The organism is Butyricimonas muris (genome assembly GCF_046365375.1).
Lineage (GTDB): Bacteria > Bacteroidota > Bacteroidia > Bacteroidales > Marinifilaceae > Butyricimonas > Butyricimonas muris.
On record NZ_JBKEIT010000020.1, the window covers coordinates 1 to 16,006 of the forward strand.

Sequence of the window (16,006 nt, forward strand, 5' to 3'; positions counted from 1 at the left end):
CGTTCATTTGCACAGACAAATATACCAATTTTTAAAAAAACTGAGTCAATCGTTACTAAAAATATTACGTATAAGTCGTTAGATTGTAAATTCAAATAGCTAAAATACCTGTTATCCACGCTAAAATGGGTGTCCAATTAAACGAACGAATATTTTGACAGATTGTTGCCAAAATAGCGTTAAATCATTCAAAATTAAAATATAAACTCAAATACCACGCGAGAATTAATTATGAACAAAAGAGAATTAGCCAAAAGAGTTGCCGAGAAATGCGGGCAAAGCCAAGTAGTTTCTACTCTTGTTATCAACACTTTCATCTCTTGCATTCTGGAATCTTTAGAAGCTGGAGAAAAGATAACTATTCAAGATTTCGGAACCTTAAGCGTGAAACAGCAAAAGAAAAGAGAACGTTTCAACCTGGCAACGAACAAAGTAGAAACCTATTTACCCTACGATTACATCAAATTTACAGCCAGCAAGTCCGTGAAAATAAAACAAAAAGAAAAATCGGTCAAGAAGGAATAACCCTGTCTGATAAAAACAAAATGAGGCTTTCCGGCAAGCGGTCAGCCTCATTTTCAATTTCGAGTGTCTATCTTAGATAATCACAATATGCTCTTGATCTGTCAATTTCTCGCAATAATGACATTTCAAAACGATCGGAGAACTACCTACCACATCAAATTTCGTACGTACCTTCTGGTTGTTCGTGATACATTTCGGGTTCACGCATTTAGCTATGCCTTCCACGTGCTCCGGTACCATCACGGCTTTCTTTTCCGATACTTCAAAATCCCGGATAATATTGATTTTGGCAGTAGGAGCAACCAAAGCCAATTTATTCACCTCATCATCCTTCAAGAATTTATCCCAGATTTTGATAATCGCTTTTTTTCCCAGCTTACTACTAACAAGGTTATACCCGAAAGTAACCGTGTTCTCCAGATCTTGAATCCCCAACACGTTGATCACGTCAAACAATTTACCAGCAGGAATGTGGTCTATTACCGTACCGTTTTCCACGGCGCTCACCTGTAATTCTTTTTTTGCTGCCATATCTTTTTCTTCTTTAATTACCATTTTAAACCTAATGTCTTGAAAATAATTGCCTGACGGGTAAACACGCCGTTCAGAGCCTGTTGGAAGTAGTATGCCTTCTTGTTATCGTCCACATCCTCGTCAATCTCGTTCACACGGGGTAGCGGGTGGAGAATACGCATCGTGTCTTTCGTTCCTGCCAACATGGAATTCTTCAGTATATACACGTTTTTCACTTTCTCGTATTCCAACGGGTCAGCGAAACGCTCGCGTTGCACCCGAGTCATGTAGAGAATATCTGCGTCATTAATCACGTCGTCCAATTCCGAGTGCTCGTAGTAAGGAATGTGCAATTTGTCGAGGAACAACTTGTAAGCTTGAGGCATTTCCAACTCTTTCGGTGAAATAAAGTGGAAAGTGGGGTTAAAGTGACTCATGGCTTGTAGCAAAGAGTGAACCGTACGCCCGTACTTCAAGTCACCCACCATGAATATATTCAAGTTTTCAAGCGTACCTTGTGTCTTGTATATCGAGTACAAGTCCAACATCGTCTGCGTCGGGTGTTGGTTGGCCCCGTCACCGGCATTGATCACCGGCACGTTGGCAACTTCACTCGCGAAACGGGCAGCTCCCTCCAACGGGTGGCGCATCACGATCAGATCGCAGTAGTTATCCACCATCTTGGTCGTATCTTTCAAAGATTCTCCTTTCGTTGTACTGGAAGACGATGCATCGGAAAATCCCACGATGCGGCCTCCCATTCTACTGATGGCCGTTTCAAAACTTAATCGCGTACGGGTAGACGGTTCAAAAAACAATGATGCTACTACCTTTCCTTCCAACAAATTGCGATTCGGGTTTTTCTCAAATTCAGAAGCGATTTTCAATACTTCCAGAATGTCCTCTTTCGAGTAGTCGGTAATGGATACTAAGCTACGTTTATTCATATTGCTACATTTAAGTGTTTATGTTCTTTCTCATCCATATAAAAAAAAACCAACGTTGTCAACTAACGACAATGTTGGTTTTCTGTATCTTAAAACAGCAACGATCATGTTTTTGCCTGAACTGTAGGCATAATAACAATCTTCGCCGAATATTTTGATGTTCTATCTTCATATCGGAATACAAAATTAGATATAATTTCTATCCGAACAAAGTGATTTTCATTTTTATTTTCCAAAATATTTCACCCATCGAAAAGGGCAAAAGTATTTGCCCTTTCAGTCAAAGGTTTATAAAGTTTATAAGGTTCACAAAGTCTATGAACTCGTCCGAAGGACTCCCGTTACCTTATAAACCTTATAAACTTTAAGAGCTGAAAGCTCAACTTTATGAACCCATCAAATATCTTGCAGCTATTTGATCCGCAATATCCTTTGCCACTTCTACCTTCGTCTTCAACTCGTAGACGTTCTTTTCTCCCTCCCGGTGCATGATTGTAACCTTATTGGTATCACCACCGAAACCGGCCCCTTTATCATTCAAGCTATTCAGCACGATCATATCCAAATTCTTCCGCTGCATTTTAGAACACGCGTTACTCTCTTCGTCATTCGTTTCCAACGCGAATCCCACCAGCAATTGCGAATCCTTTTTCATCTGTCCCAACTCTGCCGCAATGTCTTGAGTCGGCATCAATTCCAGTAGCAAATCTTCCTTTTCCCGTTTTATCTTGCAATTTGCTTTCTCTTTCGGGGTAAAATCAGCTACCGCCGCACTTAATATAGCCAAATCACAACCGGGAAATTCCTTCACGGCAACCTCACACATTTGTGAAGCGGACTCCACATCCACCCAATGGATAGCAGGGTGACTTGTCTTCTGATTCACGGGACCACAAACAAGCAATACCTCTGCCCCGCGTCCCGCTAACTCTTCCGCCAAAGCTATTCCCATCTTACCGGAAGAATAATTCCCGATAAAACGAACCGGATCAATTTTTTCATAAGTAGGTCCCGCCGTGATCAACACTTTCTTTCCCTTGAAATCTTCCTGCCGTTCAAAATGCCTTTTCAAAAATTCGACAATTTGTTCCGGCTCTTCCATTCTTCCCTTCCCGATCAGTCCACTGGCAAGTTCTCCGCTTTCCGGTTCAATAATAATATTCCCGAATGACCTTAATATCTCCAGATTTCGTTGCGTCGCCGGATGACGATACATATCCAAATCCATTGCCGGGGCAACCATCACCGTACATTTGGCGGAAAGATAAGTCGTCAGCAGCAGATTGTCGGCTATCCCGTTCGCCATTTTCCCGATCGTGTTAGCCGAGGCGGGCGCCACCAAATAAAGATCCGCCCACAATCCCAAATCAACGTGAGAGTTCCAATCCCCGTTTTCCGGATTATAAAAATCGACCATAATCGGACTTTTGGACAACGTGGCCATCGTCAAGGGGGTGATGAACTCTTTCGCCAACGGTGTCATGACCACTTTCACGGTAGCCCCTTCTTTCACGAGCAAACGAGTCAGCGTTGCAGCCTTGTAAGCCGCGATACTACCCGTAATTCCCAGTATAATATGTTTCCCTTTTAGCATAACGCGTTCAAAACTAAAAATACCTGAAAGCGGATCACTTTCAGGTATATTATTCTTTTAAAAATCGAACTATTCCTCTCCCGCACTATTTGCCTCAACCTTGTCCTTGGACGATGCACGGAAATAGATATCCCCGTCCTCGAACTCTTGAGTAGCAATTAATACCGGTTTAGGTAAACGCTCGTAATATTTGGAAATCTCTATCTGCTCCCGATTTTCAAATATCTCCTCCAAATTATCCGCATAAGAGGCAAACTCTTGAAGTTTCCTGCTTAACTCCTCTTTCATTTCAACCGAAATCTGATTAGCTCTCTTACCGATTACCGCAACAGCCTCGTAAATATTATCAGCTTTACTAGCCAATACAGCCGGATTGCGAGTAATAGTATTATTCGGCGCTTTAACTTTCTTAAAATCTACCATGGTTAATTTGAATATTATTATTTTATCTGGTTAATCATCCTCTTCATTGATATCATACGTTTTCAAGAACTCGTTGATATCCTCGTACTTCTTAGCCATCTCTTTGGCATAGCGGCTTTCCGGGTATTCCTCTTCGAAATAATAGAACTCCTCTTTCGCCGCGTTGTAACGCTCGTATTTCTTGTCTTCGACACTATTTACAGCCATCTCGTACTTGGAATTGAACAGCATGTACATGATTTCCTCACGGTATTTGGAACCGGGATAATCTCTCAAACAGTTTTCCAAGCTCACCACGGCAGCTTTATATCTTTCTCTCAAGTAATAATTCCGGGCACTTAGATAATCTTTATATGACAATTTATCCCGCATTTCATCCATGTACGCGTTAATCTGTTCCTTACGGGTACTGTTGGGGTAACGGCTTAAATACAAATTGAAACTCTCAATAGCACTTTGAGTCACCGTCTGATCCAGACGGGCTTTCGGGGATGCCTTGTAATTACAATACCCGATCATGTAAAGACATTCTTCAGCATAAGAACTTTCCGGGTATTGTGACACGAAATTTTTGAACAACTCGGCAGCCACTTCATAATCTTTCTGGTTGAAGCTACAGAACGCCCGGTAATAGGCCACACTTTGCCCCCTCGTGTTTCCTCGGAAAGCCAAGCGAACAGCGTCAAACAAGTTGGACGCTTTCGTGTAATCCCCGTTGTTATAGTACTCCACAGCTTTTTTATAAATCTGTTGATTGTCACCGCTCTTCAGAAGTTTCTGGTATTCACCACATGAACTCATCAAAAATATTACAAGCAGAAATCCTATAAAATTCTTCATCATAAAGTGCCTTTTTTGCATCAGGCAAAGATATATGAATAAAATCAATCTACAAAAGGATTTTTATTTAATTTAGAATTTAAAATTTAGGATGAAGAACTTGTAACCTGCAACTTGTAACTTTCGCCACCGGCGAAAAAAAGACTAAGTATTTAAGCGTATTTCGTTTCCCTGCCCCACAACTTTTCGGCAGAACCTATTCGGAATACATTTTTTTAGTTACCTTTGTTTCCATATTAGAAATACAAAATTAAGAATTTCAAAATATTATCAAAGTGGACATTTTTGAAAGAGTAAGAAAACAGAAGGGAAACATTGGTCAATATGCCAAACAAGCTCATGGCTATTTCTCTTTCCCGAAATTAGAGGGCGAAATAGGCCCTCGTATGAAATTCCGCGGTAAGGAAGTATTAAACTGGAGTTTGAATAATTATATCGGTCTTGCTAACGACCCGGAAGTTCGGAAAGCGGATGCTGAAGCCGCTGCAAAATACGGGATGGCATACCCGATGGGTGCTCGTATGATGAGCGGACAGACTTCTCGTCACGAGTATCTGGAATCACAGTTAGCTGAATTTGTCGGCAAACCGGATGCATTTTTGCTGAACTTCGGTTATCAAGGAATGGTGTCAATCATCGACGCCATGACCAGCCGTCACGATTGCATCGTGTACGACGCGGAAGACCACGCTTGTATCATGGACGGTCTTCGCTTATCTCCCGCGAAAAGATACGTGTACCAGCACAATGACATGGATAGCCTCCACAAACAACTGGAAAGAGCAACCAAATGGGTTGAGAACACCGGTGGCGGTATCTTGGTTGTGACCGAAGGTCTATTCGGTATGGCTGGCGACCTCGGTAAATTGGACGAAATCGTTGCCATGAAGAAAGACTTTGACTTCCGTTTACTCGTGGATGACGCTCACGGTTTCGGAACTATGGGTCCCAATGGAGCCGGAACGGGTGACCATTTCGGGGTAATGGACGGAATCGATCTTTATTTCGCCACTTTCGCCAAAGCGATGGCAGGTATCGGAGCATTTATCGCTTGCGATGAAGACATCTGTATGTATTTAAGATACAATATGCGTTCTCAGACTTTCGCCAAGTCACTCCCGATGCCGATGGTTGAAGGTGCGATCAAGCGATTGGAATTATTGAGAACCCGTCCGGAGTTACGTGAAAAATTATGGACTATCGTTCGTGCCTTGCAAGCCGGCTTGAAAGCAGACGGACTGAACATCGGTGTTACCAATTCACCTGTAACCCCCGTTTACCTGTCCGGTAGCGTTGCCGAGGGTACCCAAGTGGCTATGGATTTACGTGAGAATTACAACTTGTTCTGCTCTATCGTGGTTTACCCCGTAATCCCGAAAGGACAATTGTTACTCCGCCTGATTCCGACCGCTATGCACACGCTGGAAGATGTGGACTACACGGTGAAAGCGTTCAAAAACGTGGCTCAAAAATTAGCTAACGGTGAATACAGCAAAGACGTGGTGGTTGATGCCAATGCGCTATAATATTTACCGAAAGCCGTAAAAATAAAACAAATTAACCCCGGAAGTCGTTATCGAACTTCCGGGGTTAATTTATATCCACTCACCTGCAAAATCATTCTTCTCTTTTCAGCACCACCTGCAAACCTTTGGCATTTTTCTTCTTGACCTTCACCTTCTGCGGCAAATACCCCTCCTTAACAAACCAAAGCTGCCTACGCCGTTTCAAGGGAAACTCAAACTCTCCCTTATGCTTGACATAACACACGTGGATTTCTTTTTTACACCGTTTACGATAGATTTCAACACCCAACAAAGGGATTCCGTTCTCATCCACCACACGCCCTTCTACCCGAAACGTTCCGTCTGCTTATAAAGGCGATGCCCCATGGTAACAACCGCCCCTGTTAAAACATACTTTTTATGGACACGCAAATAATTATCTGATTCAATTTCATTCAATGCTATGACTTCAGTATTCAACACAACCCTCAAATCAGAAAACCCACACTTCGGCACCCAAACCTCTTTCGTTTCATATCCCACGTACGAAATGCATATCGGTAACCTGCCCGACACCCGTAACTTAAAACACCCATCTTTGTCACTACATGTACCCCTTGTTGTCCCCTTTTCCACGATACGCGCGCTCACCAACGGGTTCCCCACACTATCCGTCACCCGACCTTTGACAACAATCTCCTCCTCTCCCACACAAACCTCATCCCGCGATTGCGGATTCAAACAATACCGACAACGCAACGGGCAACCATGAAACGCCACCAACGTGGAAACCCCTTCCCCGTCCGTCTGCAAACGGTGGCGTTCAATCCCTATAACTTTTGGTGTCAATCCCCAATTATTCATCTGTTATCGTATCTTTATTTCTTCATTCACATAAGTACCCAAGCAATCAGCTTGATACCAGCACACGAAAACGATGTACTCTCCGCAATTTGTTTCTGAATCTCTTTCAAGATTCTACACGTCTGTTTCCCCCAACTCTCCATAAGTATCTTCGTTAGTCATGTAATCTTCACAAGATTAAAAAAATCTACTAAAAAAACAAGCAAACAAAAAAAGAAAATAAATCATCCATGCTTCTCGTCCAATTTTCCACGTAAACGGGAAGAAATCTTGATATGATAAAGATTCACCCGAACAACTCCATCACTATACAAATCGTATTCCAATGGACGTATCCGGTGTTAGTCGGGTGGTACTCGAGAGTATCTCTGGAGTTGTAGCCCGTTCTCTTCCTATTCTCACCCTCTTTTCTTCCCGTTCTCAACGAAAAACATACCTGATTCCATACCAGCTATAATTGCAAGATTCAATTTAAATCCTTAATTTTGTATTGATTGAAAAACAAATAAATAACAAGACGCCATGAAATACTTGAACCCCAAAGCAGACTTAACATTCAAACGGGTATTTGGAGAACATCCCGATTTGGTAATGAGTTTACTCAACGCCTTGCTTCCTCTCGCTCCCGGGGAAGAAATCACGGACATAGAGTATTTGCCGACTGAAATGGTGCCCGACAATCCATGGAAAAAAAACAGTATTGTTGACGTGAGGTGCAAAGACAAGTTGGGAAGGCAATTTATCGTCGAGATGCAAATGATATGGTCGCCGGAATTCAAGTACAGGGTATTATTCAACGCCTCGAAAGCCTACGTGCGACAAATCGGCAACGGGGAAAATTATCACTTGTTACAACCTGTTTATTCACTCAATCTCGTGAACGATATTTTCGAACCGGAGATGAAGGAATATTATCATCACTACAAACTCGTGCATGACAAGGATTCCAACAAAGTGATTAATGGCTTACAACTCGTGTTCGTGGAACTACCCAAATTTACACCGCACACCTATACCGAAAAGAAAATGCAGGCTCTCTGGCTACGATACCTCACGGAAATTGACGAACACACCGTTTTCGTACCTGAAGATTTATTATCCAACCCAGAGGTAAACAAAGCTGTCAAAGCTATCGAGGAAGCGGCATTTACTCCCGCGCAACTTCTTGGCTATGAAAAATTCTGGGATACCATTAGCACGGAAAAAACATTATTTTACAGCGCCGAGCAACAAGGATTAGCTCAAGGTATTAAAAAGGGTATCAAGGAAGGTATTAAAGAAGGTGAACGAAAAGTAGCCCGCAATATGAAAGTACTCGGCATGTCCACGGAATCCATTGCCCAAGTGACCGGGTTGTCTTTGGAAGAAATCGAGGCTTTGTAATTTCAAACAAACTTGAAATATTTAAAAGTGCTTAAAATGAAGTGTCCCCTAAAAGTTGTACAAAGAACTTTTAGGGGACACTTCAATAAAATATGTTCTTATTTAAAATACACGTATTTTTCCCAAAGAGATCCCGTAATAAAAACTATTAATTCCACATCGCTGTTGTGACATCTTGAATTTCATATAGCGCACACGTTGAGGTGACGTGAACTTGAAAATCGTCGTTTCACCACTCGTGTTAGCCACCTCTTGTTCCGCCATGTCAAAAGGAGTGAACCATTCGTTTTCATATTCCGCTACCTCTATCGTAATTTCCTTGGCAAGATAATCAATATAGTGAGTCTTAGTGTTCGTACTTTGAGGATCAGCCGAGAATTGCGAAATTTGCAATCCGTTCACCTCTTGCACCTCTTGCATATCAACAATCAATTCGTAAGTGAGTCCTGTGCTCCTAAAGAATGCTTTCACCCAGCCCTCTGTTGATTTATCATCGAACAAAGCCTCGATCCCTTCCACTCCATCCAACGGTGTAGACTCGTAAGTCCAATCCGCTGCATCCAAGAAAGAAAATTCTGGCAAAGAGGTATTACCCAAATAATTCACAAAATCAAACGTCCCGCGCGGAAAATAATGCTCGTTGTAACTGTCGATAGTTATTCCCAAAACCTCGTGAGCCAATCGAATGGCCAATTCACTCCGTTCCCGTTCCGTCACCGTACTAGACGATTTATACAAATCCAAATACTCATTCCCCAAATAACGGTTCTTACCCAACACGAGTTTCTTCAAGTTTGGGAAATTCAGAATATCCTCGAACGTTCCCACGTTGTAATCGTAATGCAACTCTTCCACTGAATTTATAAATTCATCTGTAAGCATGTTTACCCCATAATTCCTCTTACACAATTGCCGAAACTCCGTGGTAAACATTTTATTGTGCGACAACTCGTAGGGAGCAAATTCTATTAAATCGTCGCAACCAGTCAAACGACCAGAACGCTTCAACACGACCGGAGTATCAAAGTCAATTTTATCGGGTACCAACCAACACTTGTTCGCAGCAAGAAAATCTTTATCCAAAACTTTCGTTATCAATTCTCCTCCTGAATAATAATGTAAACTCGCCGATTCCACGCCACTCTGCCAATCGGTAAAGATAATCAGTAACCGATTGCCAACAAAGAAATACTTCTCCAGTAGATTAGTAAAAGTGAGAATGCTTTCATGTCCTGAGGTATAAGGACGCCCATGCTCTATTTCCGGTAATGACAAATTTCCATCTTTGTCCACCGAGTAAACAGATACCTCGTAAACCGCATTTTCCAAGTCAGAAATACTATACTCTGTTGTTCCTTTTTCCAATATCACTTCCTTGACCTCCTCGTCCAGCTTCCACTCTATTTTAATGTTCTCGATCACGGGATCCACGTGATTCTCCCACTTCACTATCAATCTATTCCAACCGGGAGTTACCGACACATTCTGACATTTTCCCAAATAGCGAACCACACCCGCATGATCCGCATAAGTATCTTCCAAACTTTCGCATCCCACCATAACGGACAATGCTAAAAGTAACCATGTATATATTCTTACTGTCATAATTTAATCCTCTTTTTCAGTATAAATCTCCAATTCATGCAATGTCACATATTTCTCCGGGTTACCTACAATTGTTTCAGACAATCCGCGAGGTGCATAAAACACTTCATTGACCACGAGTTTCAGATAACGGTATTTTTTTCTTCCTTCACCGGGAACACTTCCCGGACACTTCAAACTCAAATAACAAGGTTCTGCCAAGTTCAAAACACTTGGAGATTGAATCTTATATTCTTGAAATGACCCGACATCATTTGCACGCTCACACCAACGTTTGGACGCATCCATTTGCCTGTCTTGTTCGAAAGAAGCAAGCTCCTCCCAAGAAGTATCGTCATCCATATTATCTGAACCGTAAAGAGTTAAACTACTAGGCAATTTTGTTGCATAATTCATTCGCCAAATATCACCATAAACATCATCAAAAGTTTTATCAGCGAACGTCCTTACAAACAACATGGCATATAAACGTAATTCCACTGGATTTTTAGATTCTTTCATATCAAGAATGAATAAAGGCTTACCTAGACAATTAGGACCGGCCAAATAAGTATAATAATTTTTATCTGTCGCAATCATACCTAATACCGCTTCACCTTTCTTATCACCATCAAACAAATATTGTTTGCCCAATTTAAATTCAGGAGCCTCATTCGATAAACCGACCGGATCAAGAAAATCAAAATCTACTGGTTCCAACTTTTCCATCAAATAAGGCTTTATCTTGGGCCATACTTTTTCTCTCACCATATAACCACGAAAATCTTCTGTACGGATTACGATATCATAGTCTTCCCGACTTTGTTGAAATTGAAATTTCAATGTATCACATTTCTTGGACAAAACAAAAGTACTCATTAAAAGCGTATCCGGTTGTTTTGTCATAGGATCCTCTCCCACGTAAAACACATGTCCTAATCCATTTGCCGATTCTGGAATATCGTAAACCACAGAGAAACCATTCCAATCGGCTTTTACATCCAAATAATCAAACAATGCATAAGGTCCGGAGTCTTTCGTATCAAACGTCACATTCACGGGTGCTGATTCTACACCATCATAATTACATAATGTCACTCGGGCCGGTACATTCTTTTCAGCTTTATTGAATCCCACCAAGATTAACGAATCGGAAGCATAACTACCAGATACTAATACCTCTTGTCCCATAACATCTTTATAACGCACGTGGACATAAAGGATATCAGCATTCGAAGGCAATTTATAATGCATGATAGCCCCACCCGCCATCGGGGTAAAGGAAATATCCTCCACGGGCATAGAAACATCAAAATAAACATCGTCATCTTGACAAGCACTCAAAGCCCAAACAAACAATAATAAAAATAATATCTGTTTCATAGTCTTCTTTTTAATAAATTACCAACCGGGATTTTGCACACATCCCGAAATAAGAATCTCCTCGCTCCGGATTGGGAATAGATAATCACGAGGAGCTATAAATTGTCGTTTCGCCCACACCACAACAGGACCGTCAAAGTTATTATAAAATTGTCTTGCCGTTGTACCCGTGATATTCCAACCGTAAAGTTTAGCATTCAACTCTTTTTCAGCGATCAACCAACGTCGTAAATTCCAAAAACGCCGTCCTTCAAAAGCAAATTCGATATCCCATTCCCGACGAATAATTTCTCGCATACCAATTTTTGTTGTTACCTTTTCCGGGTGACGCGCATATTGCCTCCAAGCCTCTTCCACTGGCAACACGTTAGCCCTAGTACGCACCTCATTTAACGGGGCGTACACATGTTCCTCATCCGGCTTATCCAGATATTCATTCCAAGCCTCGGCTCGCATCAAATAAAGATCTGCCATACGTATAAGCACGCAAGCCTCTTCTGTCGTGAAACCTCCATTTTTGTAACCGACATTACTGATAGACGAACGCGACCCTTTTTTCATCCAATATCCCGATAAATTCTGCGCCTCAGAACTTATGATTGTCGTGTACGGTGATCCCCAACGCTCACCTTGATAAGCTCGCACGATATCATTTTCAGCCGAAATTGATGTTCCACGTTGGAAATAACATCGGTCAGCAGCCACGTGGGCATAAAAACGCGGTTCACGACGAAGATGCAAATTCAACACCCCTTCATTCGAAGACACAACCTCATGATACTTCTTATCTGTCTCACTCCCTAATTGATAACGTCCCATATAATCCCAAGTCACATCTTCCTCGATGGGTAATCCGTTCTCCGTGTAATACATTTCCACCATCTTCATACTTGGGGAAACACTTCCAAGCAAATCGCTATTATGATCCGGCGCTCCACTCAAAAAAAGAGGTCTTGTCCATGCGGTCCAAGAATGCAACTGACGTCCCGGGTAAGAATATTGTACCATAAATATAGCCTCATCATTAAGAAAACCTTGAGCCATCGTCGACTCCTCGATAGTCGCCATAACATTTTTCAAATCAGTGGTTTCACCGCGTAACAAACGTCTACCCCCCGAATTACAAATAATAATTGCCGTATCGATTGCCAATGCAGCCCTTTTCCACTTCTCCGGGTCATAAGTAGAGTTAAATAATTGTTCTCCATCTTTATTTTTGAAATTAACGTAAGCAGGGTTACCATTAAACAAAGGAGAAGCAGCATAAAACAACGCCATCGCTTTCAACGTAGCAGCCGATTCCAAACTATGATAAGACCAACGACTAAAATCTTTCATACTTCTTGCTGGCAAATCTTTCATCGCTTCATCCAACAAACGTACAATCTCTCCCACGACCTCATCCACGGGACGGCGAGATTGCTGCATTTCTTCAATACCGGCATTAGCATCCACATTTTCATCTACAAGAATAATCGGACCGTAACGCCGGAATAATTCGAAATAATAATGCGCTTTCAACGCTTTAATCTCTGCCGACCATAATATTTTCTCGTGTTCTTCCATATTGTATACCCCCCATACTTTTTCCAAGAAAATATTACAATAACGAATAGCACAATAAACCGCATCTTTCCTCCAAATATCTCCATACGGATTCTGCGCCATTTGCAAACCATCACCGATAAACAAACCGGTATAATTCCAACCATATCTTCGAATAAAATCTCCGGCAACCACCTCGTCAGTTCCCATATACGCGGGATTATTAATAACAGAAGAACTATAAGTATTCAAAAACGTGTGGCAATATTTAAACCACTTGGTAGCACTCTCTCTTTTTTCAAAATTAGTTTCAATTGTTTCTATATCATTTTCAGGAACAACATCCAAATAATTACAGGCAGAAAAAAGAGCCACTAATAATATGATATTTATATATTTCATCGCGATTGCGTATTAAAATTTAAAAACTAAAATTTAAACCTAACGCATAAGTCTTCTGAATCGGATAATTGAATCCGTCTTCTCCCAACTCTACATCCCATACTTTAAAATTCGAGAACAGGAAAGGATTATTTGCACGCACAAAGAATTTCATATTCTGCAACTTCCAACGTTTCATTAAATTTTGCGGCATGTTGTATGCCAACTCCAGCGACGTACAACGCAAGAAATGACACGAACGCATAAAATAAGTACTCTTGCGCGTTTCCACCGCCTTGGAATTGTACCAATCCTCCTCGGGATTATGAGCCACCAGATTGTACGTGGACAAACGTGGCCAGAAAGGTTTTTTCGCCATATTGTCATCCGACCAGTGATCTTTATAAATAGCCGTCAACATGGCATGGTCATCAACAAAAGGAGATAATTTACGCGGATCCATAAAAAAGGAACGTCTTCCCGCACCTTGGAATGCAAAATTAAACTCGAAATTTTTATAGTTAACGAACCCCTGGAACCCGTATATGATTCCCGGTGTTTCCGGAAAACCGATAAACGTGGCATCGTTCACATCAATATATCCATCCCCGTTAATATCCCGATAGCGAATATCACCAGGCATCACATCCCCGTTCTGTTTCGGAGAGTTCTTTATCTCAGCCTCATCTTGAAATAGTCCTTCCGCGATATACCCCATAGGTTGAGAAATCTCCTTACCTACTTTTCGTTGCCAATCTGGCTTTTCGGTTGCTTCCTCGATTGCCCTGTAAATCACTTTATTGTAAGTAAACGTACCATTCAAAATCACCCATAAGTCTTTGTTAAAAGCGTGCTGAATCTTACCAGAAAAATCGATTCCCCGAGAACGGCTCTTGCCGATATTTGCCAATTGCTCGTAAGCAATACCTGTATTGGCGGGAATGTTTGAACGGTAGCCAATAATGTTATGCCGGATCTCTTGATAAGCATCAATGTTCAATTCCACGAGCCCTTTAAAAAATTTCGTTTCCAACCCAAAGTTCAATTGTTCGGCTATTTCCCATTTAATATTATCATTACCGTAATTGATAACCTGTTGCGGCATTAGCTCAGCCCGTCCCCCACTTCCTGCTTGTGGATCAAAATACCCGGAAGAAGCACCAAACGACGGCGCATAAGCAAAACGAGGAGAAGATATAATCCCATCATTACCTACTTTACCGTAAGATGCTCTAAATTTCAAAAAATCTATCACGGAAGAAACAGATGACATGAAAGGTTCACTAGAGGTCACCCAAGCCATCCCTACCGCAGGAAAGAACCCCATCCTATTGTGCTTGGCAAAACGCTCGGAACCGTTATAACCGAAACTACCTTCAATAAAATAACGATCTTTAAAACCATAAGTTCCACGCATAGAGAATGTCAAATTTCGTTGAGGCATTCCGTCCAATGCCATCTCAATCGGAGTATAGGTATGTTCCGTGGCTTGAAAAACCGCTGTTAAAGACGTCTGATGTTCATCCCAAGCCGCCGTATGCAATAGACGAGCCTCATACGTTACCCGCGTATCTGTTGTTGACTTAGTCGATTTATCGTCTAACGACAAAGTCCGGTTACCGGCTGAAATAGCATTCAATATATGTTTACCAGTTTCAAAATCATAATCTAACAAGGAATACCGAGCCGGATCTGTCGAATATCCGGTAGTATAATAACCGGACTGTGCAACCGACACGCTCGCACGGACCTCCAAACCTTTAATTAAAGTGGAAAGATTATGAATGTACTCAGCCCGATTGGTCGTCGAATAGCGAGTTCTTTCCAAGTATCCTTTCTGTAAAAGCATATAAGGGTTAATTTGATTCGATGATGTAGAACCAAAACGAAGATGTGGCCAATTATATGTATCGTCCCCCGGATAAAGAGGAGCAAAATCAACAGGAGAAGCATTAAATGCCAATTGGTAAGCCTGAGCAACATTCTGTAACGGTCCATGGTATTTGTCTATTGTCGTCGATGAATTCACAAGCAACTTGATACCTGCCTTCAAATCTATATTCAAATTAACACGGAACGAAGTTTGGTTATTCGTGATATTACAATCGAAATCATTTAACTTATCTGTTTTTAACATACCCATATCACGATTGTAATTCACGGAAGCATAATATTGGATCACTTTACCACCACCACGAATATTCACACCCAAATGGTGATTTGTATTATAATCCTTAAACATCATCTTATACCAATCATTAGCAGGATACACCCAAGAAGGATATTTACCCGAAATTGTACGATTTATCCGTTCCACGCTATATTTAGGAGTCGCTGACGGATCACGTGACAATAATGCCTGATTATACATTTTCATGTAATTAATGGGATCCACGACATCAAGTTCTTTCGTAGGCATCGAAAATATTGATTCATAACGCACACTCGCATACACGCTTCCCTCCTGTCCTTTCTTCGTGGTCACTAAAATCACACCATTCGCTCCACGGGCACCATAC

At 41.5% G+C, this 16,006-nt stretch carries 13 protein-coding genes and 1 pseudogene; 3 read left to right on the plus strand and 11 right to left on the minus strand.

Annotation, left to right across the window (positions count from 1 at the left end):
• Nucleotides 1-231 precede the first annotated feature (231 nt).
• On the plus strand, nt 232-525 hold the full coding sequence (locus ACK8P8_RS22060) for an HU family DNA-binding protein (protein ID WP_099293902.1): 294 nt from the start codon (nt 232-234) through the stop codon (nt 523-525).
• A 72-nt stretch (nt 526-597) separates the two neighbouring features.
• Here ACK8P8_RS22060 and pyrI read toward each other — a convergent pair whose 3' ends face one another.
• The 5 genes from pyrI to ACK8P8_RS22085 all read right to left on the minus strand — a co-directional run bounded on the left by pyrI (nt 598) and on the right by ACK8P8_RS22085 (nt 4,845).
• Nucleotides 598-1,056 carry an aspartate carbamoyltransferase regulatory subunit gene (gene pyrI, locus ACK8P8_RS22065; RefSeq protein ID WP_186978460.1) on the minus strand — a complete coding sequence of 153 codons (459 nt, stop codon included), beginning with the start codon at nt 1,054-1,056 and terminating at the stop codon, nt 598-600.
• A gap of 17 nt (nt 1,057-1,073) precedes the next feature.
• On the minus strand, nt 1,074-1,985 hold the full coding sequence (pyrB, locus tag ACK8P8_RS22070) for an aspartate carbamoyltransferase (RefSeq protein ID WP_186978461.1): 912 nt from the start codon (nt 1,983-1,985) through the stop codon (nt 1,074-1,076).
• A 385-nt stretch (nt 1,986-2,370) separates the two neighbouring features.
• Nucleotides 2,371-3,579, minus strand: coding sequence for a bifunctional phosphopantothenoylcysteine decarboxylase/phosphopantothenate--cysteine ligase CoaBC (coaBC, locus tag ACK8P8_RS22075; protein ID WP_186978462.1), 1,209 nt, complete (start codon nt 3,577-3,579; stop codon nt 2,371-2,373).
• Nucleotides 3,580-3,648: 69 nt separating this feature from the next.
• Nucleotides 3,649-4,002 carry a DNA-directed RNA polymerase subunit omega gene (locus ACK8P8_RS22080; RefSeq protein ID WP_099293907.1) on the minus strand — a complete coding sequence of 118 codons (354 nt, stop codon included), beginning with the start codon at nt 4,000-4,002 and terminating at the stop codon, nt 3,649-3,651.
• A 30-nt stretch (nt 4,003-4,032) separates the two neighbouring features.
• Nucleotides 4,033-4,845, minus strand: coding sequence for an outer membrane protein assembly factor BamD (locus ACK8P8_RS22085; protein ID WP_227216678.1), 813 nt, complete (start codon nt 4,843-4,845; stop codon nt 4,033-4,035).
• A gap of 272 nt (nt 4,846-5,117) precedes the next feature.
• Between ACK8P8_RS22085 and ACK8P8_RS22090 the strand changes: the two genes are divergently transcribed.
• Nucleotides 5,118-6,368 (plus strand): aminotransferase class I/II-fold pyridoxal phosphate-dependent enzyme, encoded by a 1,251-nt coding sequence (locus ACK8P8_RS22090; protein ID WP_410026326.1) that lies wholly within the window; start codon nt 5,118-5,120, stop codon nt 6,366-6,368.
• 91 nt (nt 6,369-6,459) lie between these two features.
• On the opposite strand, the gene ACK8P8_RS22095 is transcribed toward ACK8P8_RS22090, so the two are convergent.
• Nucleotides 6,460-6,681, minus strand: coding sequence for a hypothetical protein (locus ACK8P8_RS22095; RefSeq protein ID WP_227216679.1), 222 nt, complete (start codon nt 6,679-6,681; stop codon nt 6,460-6,462).
• Nucleotides 6,682-6,806: 125 nt separating this feature from the next.
• Nucleotides 6,807-7,211: pseudogene (locus ACK8P8_RS22100) on the minus strand (carboxypeptidase-like regulatory domain-containing protein); the annotation flags it as partial.
• A 522-nt stretch (nt 7,212-7,733) separates the two neighbouring features.
• Here ACK8P8_RS22100 and ACK8P8_RS22105 point away from each other — a divergent pair.
• Nucleotides 7,734-8,594 (plus strand): Rpn family recombination-promoting nuclease/putative transposase, encoded by an 861-nt coding sequence (locus ACK8P8_RS22105; protein WP_227216681.1) that lies wholly within the window; start codon nt 7,734-7,736, stop codon nt 8,592-8,594.
• A gap of 102 nt (nt 8,595-8,696) precedes the next feature.
• On the opposite strand, the gene ACK8P8_RS22110 is transcribed toward ACK8P8_RS22105, so the two are convergent.
• From ACK8P8_RS22110 to ACK8P8_RS22125, 4 genes are all read right to left on the minus strand, one after another.
• Complete coding sequence (locus ACK8P8_RS22110; protein WP_227216682.1) at nt 8,697-10,199, minus strand: DUF4998 domain-containing protein; 1,503 nt, start codon at nt 10,197-10,199, stop codon at nt 8,697-8,699.
• Between the two features lie 3 nt (nt 10,200-10,202).
• Nucleotides 10,203-11,561 carry a DUF4959 domain-containing protein gene (locus ACK8P8_RS22115; protein ID WP_292265889.1) on the minus strand — a complete coding sequence of 453 codons (1,359 nt, stop codon included), beginning with the start codon at nt 11,559-11,561 and terminating at the stop codon, nt 10,203-10,205.
• Between the two features lie 18 nt (nt 11,562-11,579).
• Entirely contained in the window at nt 11,580-13,508 is a 1,929-nt protein-coding gene (locus ACK8P8_RS22120) for a RagB/SusD family nutrient uptake outer membrane protein (protein ID WP_227216684.1), read from the minus strand.
• Between the two features lie 19 nt (nt 13,509-13,527).
• The coding region (locus ACK8P8_RS22125) for a SusC/RagA family TonB-linked outer membrane protein (protein WP_410026327.1) at nt 13,528-16,006 on the minus strand (2,479 nt) is incomplete at its 5' end.

What these genes read in the sequence shown, in the direction of transcription:
- ACK8P8_RS22085 (WP_227216678.1), bottom strand. Translation starts at nt 4,845, where the DNA reads ATGATGAAGAATTTTATAGGATTTCTGCTTGTAATATTTTTGATGAGT.
- coaBC (WP_186978462.1), bottom strand. Translation starts at nt 3,579, where the DNA reads ATGCTAAAAGGGAAACATATTATACTGGGAATTACGGGTAGTATCGCG.
- ACK8P8_RS22080 (WP_099293907.1), bottom strand. Translation starts at nt 4,002, where the DNA reads ATGGTAGATTTTAAGAAAGTTAAAGCGCCGAATAATACTATTACTCGC.
- ACK8P8_RS22110 (WP_227216682.1), bottom strand. Translation starts at nt 10,199, where the DNA reads ATGACAGTAAGAATATATACATGGTTACTTTTAGCATTGTCCGTTATG.
- pyrB (WP_186978461.1), bottom strand. Translation starts at nt 1,985, where the DNA reads ATGAATAAACGTAGCTTAGTATCCATTACCGACTACTCGAAAGAGGAC.
- ACK8P8_RS22120 (WP_227216684.1), bottom strand. Translation starts at nt 13,508, where the DNA reads ATGAAATATATAAATATCATATTATTAGTGGCTCTTTTTTCTGCCTGT.
- ACK8P8_RS22115 (WP_292265889.1), bottom strand. Translation starts at nt 11,561, where the DNA reads ATGAAACAGATATTATTTTTATTATTGTTTGTTTGGGCTTTGAGTGCT.
- pyrI (WP_186978460.1), bottom strand. Translation starts at nt 1,056, where the DNA reads ATGGCAGCAAAAAAAGAATTACAGGTGAGCGCCGTGGAAAACGGTACG.
- ACK8P8_RS22060 (WP_099293902.1), top strand. Translation starts at nt 232, where the DNA reads ATGAACAAAAGAGAATTAGCCAAAAGAGTTGCCGAGAAATGCGGGCAA.
- ACK8P8_RS22105 (WP_227216681.1), top strand. Translation starts at nt 7,734, where the DNA reads ATGAAATACTTGAACCCCAAAGCAGACTTAACATTCAAACGGGTATTT.